This window comes from Azospirillum sp. UENF 111221, assembly GCF_058780625.1.
The window spans coordinates 1338718-1350906 of sequence record NZ_JBSNCH010000005.1; the positions used below are offsets into that span (position 1 = coordinate 1338718).

Here is a 12189-nt window from a genome sequence, read left to right on the forward strand (position 1 = left end):
CCCTCATAACCTTGGGCATGGCACCGGTGCAACCGCGCGAATTGACACCGGTGCTGCACGGGCTAGAAAGACGCCGTGACCGACCATTCCGCACCCGATACCGGTGAGAAGCGCCCGGCGCTGATCCCGGCCACCCCGACCGGCATCGCCCGAGCGGCCGAACTGCTGCGCGCCGGCCGTCTGGTCGCCTTCCCGACCGAGACGGTCTATGGGCTGGGCGCCGACGCCACCGACGACCGCGCCGTGGCCGCGATCTTCGCCGCCAAGGGCCGGCCGCAGTTCAATCCGCTGATCGTCCATGTCCCCGATCTGGTCGCCGCCCATTCCTGGGGCCTGTTCGACGACCGCGCCCACGATCTGGCGACGCAGTTCTGGCCCGGCCCGCTGACCATGGTCGTGCCGCGCCCGGCCAACTCCGCCCTGTCGCTGCTGGTCAGCGCCGGGCTGGACAGCATCGCCATCCGCGTGCCCAACCACCCGGTGGCGCAGGCGATCCTGCGCGCCGCCGGCAAGCCGATCGCCGCCCCCAGCGCCAACCGCTCCGGCGCCGTCAGCCCGACCACGCCGCATCATGTGCTGGAAAGCCTGGGCGACCGGGTCGACGCCATCGTAACCGGCGGCAAATGCATGGTCGGGCTGGAGTCGACCGTCATCGATCTGACCGGTCCCGACGCGGCGCTTCTGCGCCCCGGCGCCGTTCTGCCCGACGAGATGGAGCGGCTGATCGGCCCGGTCCGCCTGTCGGCCGGCGATCCGACTGCACCGAAATCGCCCGGCCAGCTGGAAAGCCACTACGCCCCCAACGCCGCGGTGCGCCTGAACGCGTCGTCGGCGGAAGAGGACGAAGCCTTCCTGACCTTCGGCCCCGACCGCTTCGTCTTCGGCGGCACCACGCGGCTGAACCTGAGCCTGGAGGGCGACCTCAACGAGGCCGCGGCCAACCTGTTCTCCCACCTGCGCAGCCTGGACCAGAGCGGCTCCCGCCGCATCGCGGTAATGCCGATCCCCGATGTGGGGTTGGGTCTGGCGATCAACGACCGCCTGCGCCGGGCGGCGGCGCCGCGGGGATAAGGGCGCTGCCGGCCTCTGCCCTGATCCAGCGGAGAAAGGCGGCCACCGCCGGCTTTTCCTCCGCCCCGCCAGGATAGACGAGGTGATAGGCGAGGCCGTTCGACAGGCGCTGGTCGAACAGGACGACAAGCCGCCCCGCTGCGAGATCGTCGGCGGCAAAACGGTCCCGGACCAGCGCTACACCCAATCCGGCCTTGGCAGCCTCCATCACCCCGTTGCCATCGGCGAAAACCGGCCCGCGATCCGCGCCCGCATCCGGCACGCCGGCGGCCCGGAACCAGAGCGCCCAATCCCCGCGGTGCTCGTCATGCAGAAGCCGGTGAGCCGCTGGCCCTTCTGCCGGATCGGCTGCCAGATCGGCCGGATGCCGAACCGGCGGTGCGGTGCGCAGATAGTCGGGGCTGCACACCGGAACCAGCTCGTCGTCGATCAATCGCTCGGCACATAGGCCTTCGTAGGCGCCCAGCCCGTGACGCACGGCGACGTCGACGCGGTCCTGCGCGAAATCGACGAGCCGGTTGGTGACCCCGATCCGTACATCGATCCCGGGCGCCGCCTCCTCGAACCGCGGCAGACGCGGAACCAGCCATTGAACGGCGAAGGCCGGGGTGCAGGACAGCGTCAGTTCCGGCCTGCGGCGCCCTGCCGTGAGTTCGGCGGTCGCGTCCCGCATCAGGCGGAAAGCGGTCCGGATGGCCGCATGATAGGCCGCCCCCTCGGCGGTCAAGGCGAGGCTGCGCGGCCTGCGTTCGAACAGCCGCAAGCCAAGCACCGTTTCCAATTCCTTGACCTGGAGGCTGACCGCGCCTGGTGTGACATTCAACTCCCGCGCGGCAACAGTCATGCTGAGGTGACGCGCAGTCGCTTCGAAGGCGCGCAGGCCCGCAAGCGGCGGCAAGGAAAGCATCATGATTTAAGAAATCTCAACTGAATTTGGAAAAAGGCTCGTTTGCACAACACCGGAGTTGGACGTTAATTTTAGCTCAGCTCGATTGAGCAGGGAAGGCCGCCCAATGGCGGGACGCTCGGGTCAAGCCCGAAATCATGGCACGGGCGCCTGAAACATCCGTTTCGAGGGCGATGGCAATTCCACCGCAAGAAACGGATCGCGACCGGCCGGCACCGCCGTGCAGGATGCCGGAACCCGGCATGTCCAGCCCCGGACACGGATACGGACGAACACTCATAAGCCATCAATGGAGGCTGCCCGATGACCGCACCGAGCCACAAGCCGATGGACCTGACCGACTGGGGCCTCCTGGTCGCGCTTTCGATCCTGTGGGGCGGTTCCTTTTTCTTCGTCGGCATCGCCGTACGGGAATTGCCGCCGCTCACCATCGTCGCCATGCGGGTCGCGCTGGCGGCCCTGGCACTCGGCGGGCTGTTGCGGATCCTGGGACTGCCGATGCCGCGGGACCGCCGGACATGGGTCGCCTTCTTCGCCATGGGGGTATTGAACAACCTGCTTCCCTTCTGCCTGATCGTCTGGGGACAGACGCAGATCTCCAGCGGCGTCGCTTCGGTCCTCAACGCCACCACCCCGCTGTTCGGCGTACTGGTTGCGCATGTCCTGACCAGAGATGAGAAGATGACCGGCAACCGGCTGGCCGGGGTGCTCGTCGGCTTCGCCGGCGTGGCGGTCATGATCGGCCCGACGGCACTGGCCGGGCTGGGAAACGGGTTGCTGCCGCAGCTTGCGGTGCTGGGTGCCGCCCTGTCCTACTCCTTCGCCGGCATCTTCGGTCGCCGGTTCAAGGGCATGGGAGTGTCGCCGCTGGTTACCGCGACGGGGCAGGTCACCGCCTCCACCCTGATGCTGGTGCCGGTGGCCCTGCTGGTTGATCGTCCCTGGACCCTGCCGATGCCCAGTACGGCCGCCTGGGGTGCCGTCGTCGGCATCGCCCTGCTGTCCACCGCCCTGGCCTACGTCATCTTCTTTCGCGTCCTGGCTTCCGCCGGGGCGACCAACCTGATGCTCGTCACGTTCCTGATCCCGGTCAGCGCCATCCTGCTGGGCGGCCTGTTTCTCGGCGAGCGGCTGGCGGTGCGGCATGGGATCGGCATGGCGCTGATCGCCGGCGGCCTTGCCGCCATCGATGGAAGGCTGTTCGCACGGCTGGGGCAACGCAGAATCCGCATCGGCCGCCAAAGGATAGAAAATGGTCGGCGAAGACGTTAGAAGGGACCGATTGCAAGCCCCTCAACCTGCCCTGGACGCCTTGCCATGACCGTCGCCGCCGCCCTCGACCAGATCCGCGCCATCGTCGGCCCGTCCGGCATCCTCACCGACGCCGCCGACATGGCCCCCTACCTTGCGGAGTGGCGCGGGCGTTTCAAGGGCAACAGCCCGGCGGTGGTCCGCCCGGCCAACACCGCCGAGGTGGCGGCGGTCGTGAAGATCTGCGCCGAGGCCGGCATTCCCATTGTGCCGCAGGGCGGCAACACCAGCCTCGTCGGCGGCTCCATCCCGTATGAGGACGGGCGCGAGATCGTTCTCAGCCTGTCACGCCTGAACCGCATCCGCGACATCGACACGCTGAACTACACCATGACTGTCGAGGCCGGCGTGGTGCTGACCGCCATCCAGGAGGCCGCGGCCGACGCCGACCGCCTGTTCCCGCTGAGCCTGGGGGCGGAGGGCACGGCGCAGATCGGCGGGCTGATCTCCACCAATGCCGGCGGCATCAACGTCCTGCGCTACGGCAACACCCGCGACCTCGTGCTGGGGCTGGAGGTGGTGCTGGCCGACGGCCGCGTCTGGGACGGCATGCGCCGCCTGCGCAAGAACAACACCGGCTATGACCTGAAGAACCTGTTCATCGGCGCCGAAGGCACGCTGGGCATCGTCACCGCCGCGGTGCTGAAGCTGTTCCCGCGCCCGCGCCAGTCGATCACCGCCTTCGTCGCAGTGCCGAGCCCGGCCGCCGCCATCGAGCTGCTGGCCCGCCTGCGCGCCGCCTCCGGCGACGCCGTCTCGGCCTTCGAGCTGATGTCGCGCCGCTGCCTGGATTTCGCGCTGAAGCATGTTGCCGGCACCATCGACCCGCTGTCGGAGCCGTCGCCCTGGTATGTCCTGACCGAGCTGACCGCCGGCACCAAGTCCGACGCCTTCCAGGAGACGGTGGAGACCGCGCTGGGCGAGGCGTTCGAGGCCGAACTGGCGACCGACGCCACGCTGGCCCAGTCCGACGCCCAGGCCAAGCAGCTGTGGTTCATCCGCGAGGCCATCGTCGAGGCGCAGAAGTTCGAGGGCGGCTCGATCAAGAACGACGTGTCGATCCCGGTGTCCCGCGTCGCCGAGTTCATCGACCTGGCGGAAGCGGCGGTGGCCGAGGCATGCCCCGGCATCCGCCCGACCCCCTTCGGCCATGTCGGCGACGGCAACATCCACTTCAACCTCAGCCAGCCCGAGGGTGCCGACACCAAGGCCTATCTCGACCGCTGGGACGAGATCTGCCATGTGGTGAACGAGGTGATCTTCAAGCTCGACGGCTCGATCTCCGCCGAGCATGGCGTCGGCCGCTTCAAGAAGGACGAGATGCCGGCCATCAAGGGCCCGGTCGAGTTCGACATGCTGCGCGCCATCAAGGCGACGCTCGACCCCAACGGTCTGCTGAACCCCGGCAAGATGCTGCCCTGAGCACCCCCTCACCGGCCCTCTCATCGGCCTCCAGTGTCATAATATTGCGGGGGACAGGCTTGCGACGACAGACGTAGCGCAATGCTTGTCCCCGGCACGACACAAGGCTATGGTGCGGCCTCCGTTTCTTCTGCGCCTGTCGTACCGCGAGAGAGAGTTTTTCCGATGTCCAAGCCGCGCACTCTGTTCGACAAGATCTGGGACAGCCACGTCGTGCATCGCCAGGACGACGGCACCTGCATCCTCTATATCGACCGCCATCTGGTCCATGAAGTGACCAGCCCGCAGGCGTTCGAAGGACTGCGTGTTGCCGGCCGCCAGGTGCGGCGTCCGGAAGCCACTCTCGCCGTGCCCGATCACAACGTCCCCACCACCGACCGCTCCAAGGGTATCACCGAGGAGGAGAGCCGGATCCAGGTGGAGACGCTGGACAAGAACGCCCGCGACTTCGGCGTGCGCTATTTCCCGATGGACGACGTCCGCCAGGGCATCGTCCACATCGTCGGTCCGGAACAGGGCTTCACCCTGCCCGGCGCCACCATCGTCTGCGGCGACAGCCACACCGCCACCCATGGTGCCTTCGGCGCCCTGGCCTTCGGCATCGGCACGTCGGAGGTGGAGCATGTGCTGGCCACCCAGACCCTGCTGCAAAAGCCGGCCAAGAACATGCTGATCCGCGTGGACGGCAAGGTGAATCCCGGCGTCACCGCCAAGGACATCGTGCTGGCCATCATCGGCAAGATCGGCACCGCCGGCGGTACCGGCTACGTCATCGAGTTCGCGGGCGAAGCCATCCGCGACCTGTCGATGGAAGGCCGCATGACCGTCTGCAACATGGCCATCGAAGGCGGCGCCCGCGCCGGCCTGATCGCCCCGGACGAGAAGACCTTCGAGTATGTGCAGGGCCGCGCCCTGGCGCCGAAGGCCGGCGCCTTCGAGCAGGCCGTCCAGTACTGGAAGACGCTGCCGTCGGACGAGGGCGCGGTCTATGACGCCACCGTCGTGCTGAACGCCGCCGACATCGCGCCGCAGGTCACCTGGGGCACCAGCCCGGAAGACGTGCTGCCGATCACCGCTACCGTCCCGAACCCGGCCGACATCGCCGACGAGGGCAAGCGCGCCGCCGTCGAGCGCTCGCTCGCCTACATGGGCCTGACCCCCGGCCAGCCGCTGTCGAGCGTCAAGGTCGACACCGTGTTCATCGGCTCCTGCACCAACGGCCGCATCGAAGACCTGCGCGCCGCCGCCGACCTCGCCAAGGGCCGCAAGGTCGCCGAGGGCGTCCGCGCCCTGGTGGTTCCCGGTTCGGGTCTGGTCAAGGAGCAGGCCGAGGAAGAGGGTCTGGACAAGATCTTCACCGAGGCCGGCTTCGAGTGGCGCGAGCCGGGCTGCTCCATGTGCCTGGCGATGAACGCCGACCGTCTGGCTCCAGGCGAGCGCAGCGCCTCGACCTCGAACCGCAACTTCGAAGGCCGTCAGGGCCGCGGCGGCCGCACCCACCTCGTCAGCCCGGCGATGGCCGTGGCGGCGGCAGTGACCGGCCACCTGACGGACGTCCGCACGCTGTAAGGGCTCTTCGCCCCCTCTCTCCGACTGCGGAGGGAGGGGGCGCCCACGCCAAAGCTTTCTCGCTAGTCCCCCCTGCCCCTTGCCTGCCCCATCAGTCCCTGCGGCCGATAGATCAGGAAAAGCGTCAGCAGCCCGAACGCCACGATGTCCTTGTAGGCGAGCGCGAAATAGGCTGACCAGAAGGTCTCGACCAGCCCCAGCAGGGCGCCGCCGAGCATCGCCCCCGGCACCGAGCCGATGCCGCCGACCACCGCTGCGGCCAGCGCCTTGAAGCCGATCAGGTAACCGGTGAAGAAGTTCACCCCGCCGTAATAGAGCGCGATCACCGCCCCCGCCGCCGCGGCCAGTCCGCCGCCGATGGCGAAGGTCGCCGCCACCGTGCGGTTGACGTCCACCCCCACCAGTTCCGCCGCCGCGATGTCGTCGGTGCAGGCGCGATGCGCCCGGCCGAAGGCGGTGCGCTGCATGATTCCCCAAAGCGCGGCATAAAGCCCGCCCGTCAGCACCAGGATCGCCAGCTGCGCGGTCAGCGCGGTGACGGTGAAGGCGCCGTCGCTCAGCAGGTCGTAGCGTCCGGTCAGCACCGGCGCCGGCCACCAGTCGCGCGCGCCATGCAGCAGCCGTACCCCCTCCTGATAGGCAATGGACAGCCCGACCGCGACGATCAGCGGCGTGTGGCTGCGCACCCCGCGCAGTCGGCGGAAGACCAGCCGGTCCATCGTCCAGCCCTGTACCGCGGTGAAGCCGATCACCAGCACCAGCACGCCCAGCAGCGCCGGCGGCCATGTCGCCCAGCCGGCCATGCCGAGCCCGGCCGCCGCCATCGCCGTCACCATGGCGCCGACCATCGTCAACTCCCCCATCGCCAGATTGATCTGGCCGAGGATGGCGTAGACCAGCGTGTAGCCCAGCGCGAGCAGCCCATAGACGCAGGCGACGGTGGCGGCATTGATGATTTGTTGGGCCAGAAACAGGGCGGGCGTCCAGCGCGTCGGCGGCGGCCTTTCAGTCTCGACGACCCCGCCGATGGCGTCGCGCGGCGGCTTGATGCGCAGCCATTGCTGGAGCATGGCGAAGCGCATCTCGGTCAGCCAGCCGCTGCGATCGGTCGCCACCGCCACCAGGGTGCGCCGCCCCTCCTCCATCGACGTGCCGGCGAAACGGCAGGCGATCCAGTGGGACTGGCTGCCGCTGCGGTAATCGACGCGCAGCACCCGCTTGTCCTCAGTGTAGCTGCGGGTGGACAGGTCGGTGACGCGGCCGGGTTCGAAGGCCGGGATCAGTTTCCGGCACAGCACATCCTGGTCGGCATCGACGCCGCACCCGGTGAGCATCAGCAGGACGAGGCACAACAGCGGCAGAATGCGGAGCACGGAACCGCCCGGTCAGGTGGGACGGTTCAGCCTACCGACAATTTGGAAGGGTGGGAAGCGCCGGCACTGTGCCCCCACCCGTCCCTTCACTCCACCATGTAATCGCGCACCAGCAGCTCGGCGATCTGCACGGCATTCAGCGCGGCGCCCTTGCGCAGGTTGTCGGCGACGCACCAGAAGGACAGGCCGTTCTCCACCGTGATGTCGTCGCGGATGCGGCTGACGAAGACCGGGTTTTCGCCGGCGATCTCCACCGGGGTGACATAGCCGTCGCCGGTCTGCAGGTCGATCACCGAGATGCCGGGGGCGGCGCGCAGGACGAGGCGGGCCTCCTCGGCGCTGATCGGTTCCTCCGTCTCGATGTTGATCGACAGGGCATGGCCGATGAAGGTCGGCACGCGGACGCAGGTGGCGGCGACCTTGATCTTCGGATCGAGGATCTTCTTGGTCTCCACCGTCATCTTCCACTCTTCCCTGGTGGAGCCGTCCTCCATGAAGCTGTCGATGTGGGGGATGACGTTGAAGGCGATCTGTTTGGGGAAGACGCTCTTGGCGACCGGATCGTTGACGAAGATGGCGCGGGTCTGGGTGAACAGCTCGTCCATCGCCTCCTTGCCGGCGCCCGACACCGACTGGTAGGTCGACACCACGACGCGGCGGATCTTGAAACGGTCGTGCAGGGGCTTCAGCGCCACCGCCATCTGGATGGTGGCACCGTTGGGGTTGGCGATGATGCCGCGCTTGCGATAGCCGACCAGCGTCTCCGGGTTCACCTCCGGCACCACCAGCGGCACGTCGGGATCCATGCGGAACTGCGAGGTGTTGTCGATCACCATGGCCCCGGCGGCGGCCGCCCGCGGCACATGGATGGCCGACACCTTGGCGCCGGGCGACGACAGCACGATGTCCACGCCATGGAAGTCGAACTTGTTGAGATCCTGGACCTTGAGGATCTCGTCCTCGCCATAGGACACCTCCTGGCCGATCGACTTCTCGGAGGCGAGCGCGATGACCTTGTCGGCCGGGAACTTCCGCTCGGCCAGCGTTTGCAGGATCTCGCGCCCGACATTGCCGGTGGCGCCGATGACCGCGACGGTATAGCCCATGACGGGGGTTTCCTTCTGCCGAATATCCGCGAAAACAAGAATGGTGCCGGAGGGCGTTAGGAGCTAGGCACTTTCCCTGCGAATTGCAACCCGTCCCACATCAAACCTGCCTTCCAGCCGGGTTGACATGCGATGGAAGGCGGCGGGAAGATTCCGTCCCTCAACAGTGCCCGAACGGGCCTCCAGGGAGACTTCACGGATGACCAGCTTCAAGCGCGGCCTCATTGCGCAGACAGTTCTTGGTGCCGCCGCTCTCGCCCTCGCCGGTTTCGCCGCCCCCGCCCTTGCCGACACGCCGAAGGACGCGCTGGTGATGGCGTGGCAGTTCGACGACATCGTCAGCCTCGACCCCGGCGAGATCTTCGAGCTGTCGGGTGCGGAATACAGCGCCCAGGTCTATGACCGGCTGATCCATTTCGACGTCAACGACGTCAGCAAGATCGAGGGCGAGGCCGCAGAAAGCTGGACCGTGTCGCCGGACGGCAAGACCTTCACCTTCAAGATCCGTGATGGCATCGCCTTCCATTCCGGCAACCCGATGACGGCCGAGGATGTGGCGTGGTCCTTCTCCCGCGCGGTGAAGATGAACAAGGGTCCGGCCTTCATCCTGACCCAGTTCGGCCTGACGCCCGAGAATGTCGACCAGATGGTGCGCGCCACCGATCCGAAGACTCTGGTCTTCACCACCGACAAGGTCTATGCGCCGACCTTCGTGCTCTATTGCCTGACCGCCGACGTGGCCTCCATCGTCGATTCCAAGCTGGTGAAGGGCAAGGAGAAGGACGGCGATTTCGGCGCCGGCTGGCTGAAGACCAACTCCGCCGGCTCCGGCCCCTTCATCCTGAAGCAGTGGAAGGCGAGCGAGCTGCTGACCTTCGACGCCAACCCGAAATACTGGCGCGGCGCCCCGAAGCTGAAGCGCGTGCTGATCCGCCACATCCCGGAACCGGCGACCCAGCGCCTGCTGCTGGAGAAGGGCGACGTCGATGTCGCGCGCAACCTGAAGCCGGAGCAGTTCGAACCGCTGAAGTCGAGCGACGCCATCCGTCTGGTCCAGGCGCCGAAGGGCACGCTGTGGTATCTCAGCCTGAACCAGAAGAACGCCACCCTGGCAAAGCCCGAGGTGCGCGAGGCCTTCAAGTATCTGGTCGACTATGACGGCATGGCCGGAACCATCATGAACGGCATCGGCGCCGTCCATCAGGCCTTCCTGCCCAAGGGTTTCCTGGGGGCCGTCAACGACAACCCCTACAAGTACGATCCGGCCAAGGCGAAGGAGCTGCTGGCGAAGGCCGGCTATCCCGATGGCTTCACCGTCAGCATGGACGTCCGCAACACCAATCCGACCCAGGACATGGCCCAGGCGATCCAGGCCAGCGCCGCCAAGGCCGGCATCAAGATCGAGATCATCCCCGGCGACGGCAAGCAGGTGCTGACCAAGTACCGCGCCCGCAACCATGAGCTGATGATCCAGCAGTGGGGTGCGGACTATCAGGACCCGAACTCCAACGCCGACACCTTCGCCTCCAACCCGGACAACGGCGACAACGCCAAGTCCAAGCCGCTGGCCTGGCGCAACGCCTGGGACATTCCGGAACTGACCAGGAAGACCGCCGCCGCCATCGAGGAGCGCGACGGCGCCAAGCGCGCCCAGATGTACGAGGAGCTTCAGCGCTCGGTCCTCGCCGACTCGCCCTTCGTCATCATGTTCCAGCAGACCGAGATGGTCGCCGAGCGCAAGAGCGTCAACGGCCTCGTCTGGGGCCCGAGCTTCGACACCAACTACTACTGGAAGGCCGAGAAGAAGTAAGATGCGGGGGGCTCACCGCCCCCCTCTTTCTTGGGTCCATGGGCTCACCCCCAGGCGCGCACATCCTCGACCACCACGGCGAGGCTGTCGGACAGGCCGGTCAGCACGCCGCGCTGGATGTCGGCCGCCGGCACCACGCCGCCCTTGCCGTCCGGCAGATCGCGGGTGGCAGTGGCCGACGCCACGACCGTCACTCGCCAGCCATGGTCCACCGCCGACCGCGCCGTGCTGCTCACGCAGTTGTGGGTCATGAAGCCGGCGACGATCATCTCCGTCCGCCCGCTGTCGCGCGCCACAGTCTGCAAGTCGGTCCCGGCGAAGGCATTGGCGAGCTTCTTGACGATCACCGGTTCCCCGTCGCGCGGGGCGACGGCCGGGACGATCTGCGCCAGCGGCCCGGTGGGGTCGAACACCGGGGCGCCCGCCGCAGTGTGATGGACGATGTGGATCACCGGCACGCGGTTGGCACGGGCCAGCACCAGCAGTTCCGCGGCCCGCTCCACCGCGGCATCGACACCCGACAGCCGCAGGGCGCCGTCGGTGTATTCGCGCTGAAGGTCGATCAGCACCAGCACCGCCTTGTCCAAGGGGGCGGGGGTGGCCGGCGCACCGACGATCTGGCGCAGGGTCCGAGCAGGAAGAGTCGTCATCGCGAGAGGCTCCGTGGTCGCTGAAAATCGATGACGGCGATGCTGCCCCGTTCACCGATGCTCAGCCATCCGCTATGCTTGCACGATGGCTGTCCAAAAATTCACAGGCCCGCTCGATTGGGACGATTTGCGTGTGTTCCTGGAACTGGCCCGCGCCGGCAGCCTGTCGGCGGCGGCCCGCAGCCTGCGGCTGAGCCACGCCACGGTCGGGCGCCGGCTGGCCGCGCTGGAGGCAACGCTCGGCCGCAGCCTGATGGAGCGCCGGCCCGACGGCTATGTCCTCACCGGGGACGGTGAAGGCGTCCGCGCCCTGGCCGAGGCGATGGACGAACGGGCACAGGCGATCAGACGCCGCGAAGGCGACGCGGCCGGGCTGACCGGCACCGTGCGGCTGACCATGACCCAGGCGCTGGCCGACATCTTCCTGATCCCCCGGCTGGGACCGCTGCGGACAGCCAACCCTGGCCTGGACCTGGAGATCATCGTCGACAACCGCACCCTCAGCCTCGCTCGGCGGGAGGCCGATCTGGCGATCCGGCTGGCCCGGCCGCAGCGCGGCGATCTGGTCGGGCGGCGGCTGGCGACGCTGGGCTATGGGCTGTATGCGGCACCGGACGCGTCCGACACCCTGATCGCCTACGACGAGTCGATGGCGGAATTGCCGGAGGCTTTGTGGCTGGACCGTCATGGCGGCGGCCGGCGTGTCGCCTTCCGCTCCAACAGCGTGCAGGGGCAGCTTGCGGCGGCGGTCGCCGGCTTCGGCACCGCCTTCCTGCCCTGCATGCTGGCGGACGGCGTGCCGGGACTGGTGCGGCAGCCGTTGTCCGGTCCGCCGCCCTGCTCGCCATTAACCCGCGAGGTCTGGCTGCTGGTTCACCGCGACCGCCGCGACGTGCCGCGGGTACGCACGGTGATCGAGCATCTGGTGGCCGTCTTCACCGCGGAGCGGGAAAGGCTGGAAGGCGGTTGA

10 protein-coding genes are annotated in these 12189 nt (G+C 67.8%); 6 read left to right on the forward strand and 4 right to left on the reverse strand.

The window, feature by feature from the left end; genetic code table 11:
* The first annotated feature begins 75 nt into the window (after positions 1–75).
* Positions 76–1071: an L-threonylcarbamoyladenylate synthase gene (locus ACWPN3_RS20880; protein WP_492241018.1), complete on the forward strand. Its 996-nt coding sequence runs from the start codon at positions 76–78 to the stop codon at positions 1069–1071.
* On the opposite strand, the gene gcvA is transcribed toward ACWPN3_RS20880, so the two are convergent.
* Complete coding sequence (gcvA, locus tag ACWPN3_RS20885) at positions 1031–1981, reverse strand: transcriptional regulator GcvA (RefSeq protein ID WP_492241019.1); 951 nt, start codon at positions 1979–1981, stop codon at positions 1031–1033. The two genes, ACWPN3_RS20880 and gcvA, sit on opposite strands and share 41 nt — an antisense overlap.
* 300 nt (positions 1982–2281) lie before the next feature.
* Between gcvA and ACWPN3_RS20890 the strand changes: the two genes are divergently transcribed.
* The 3 genes from ACWPN3_RS20890 to leuC all read left to right on the forward strand — a co-directional run bounded on the left by ACWPN3_RS20890 (position 2282) and on the right by leuC (position 6280).
* The gene (locus ACWPN3_RS20890) at positions 2282–3250 is read left to right on the forward strand and encodes a DMT family transporter (protein WP_492261720.1); all 969 of its coding nucleotides are present in this window, start codon (positions 2282–2284) and stop codon (positions 3248–3250) included.
* A 45-nt stretch (positions 3251–3295) separates the two neighbouring features.
* Positions 3296–4711, forward strand: coding sequence for an FAD-binding oxidoreductase (locus tag ACWPN3_RS20895; protein WP_109445563.1), 1416 nt, complete (start codon positions 3296–3298; stop codon positions 4709–4711).
* A gap of 165 nt (positions 4712–4876) precedes the next feature.
* Complete coding sequence (leuC, locus tag ACWPN3_RS20900; protein WP_492241021.1) at positions 4877–6280, forward strand: 3-isopropylmalate dehydratase large subunit; 1404 nt, start codon at positions 4877–4879, stop codon at positions 6278–6280.
* Between the two features lie 62 nt (positions 6281–6342).
* Here leuC and ACWPN3_RS20905 read toward each other — a convergent pair whose 3' ends face one another.
* Entirely contained in the window at positions 6343–7653 is a 1311-nt protein-coding gene (locus ACWPN3_RS20905; RefSeq protein WP_492241022.1) for a branched-chain amino acid ABC transporter permease, read from the reverse strand.
* An 86-nt stretch (positions 7654–7739) separates the two neighbouring features.
* Positions 7740–8759 (reverse strand): aspartate-semialdehyde dehydrogenase, encoded by a 1020-nt coding sequence (locus ACWPN3_RS20910; protein WP_109445557.1) that lies wholly within the window; start codon positions 8757–8759, stop codon positions 7740–7742.
* Positions 8760–8958: 199 nt separating this feature from the next.
* Between ACWPN3_RS20910 and ACWPN3_RS20915 the strand changes: the two genes are divergently transcribed.
* Positions 8959–10569: an ABC transporter substrate-binding protein gene (locus ACWPN3_RS20915; RefSeq protein ID WP_492241023.1), complete on the forward strand. Its 1611-nt coding sequence runs from the start codon at positions 8959–8961 to the stop codon at positions 10567–10569.
* Positions 10570–10613: 44 nt separating this feature from the next.
* Here ACWPN3_RS20915 and ACWPN3_RS20920 read toward each other — a convergent pair whose 3' ends face one another.
* A complete protein-coding gene (locus tag ACWPN3_RS20920) occupies positions 10614–11219 on the reverse strand; it encodes a cysteine hydrolase family protein (protein ID WP_492261721.1) in 606 nt (201 codons plus the stop codon).
* An 85-nt stretch (positions 11220–11304) separates the two neighbouring features.
* Between ACWPN3_RS20920 and ACWPN3_RS20925 the strand changes: the two genes are divergently transcribed.
* The gene (locus tag ACWPN3_RS20925) at positions 11305–12189 is read left to right on the forward strand and encodes a LysR family transcriptional regulator (RefSeq protein WP_109445551.1); all 885 of its coding nucleotides are present in this window, start codon (positions 11305–11307) and stop codon (positions 12187–12189) included.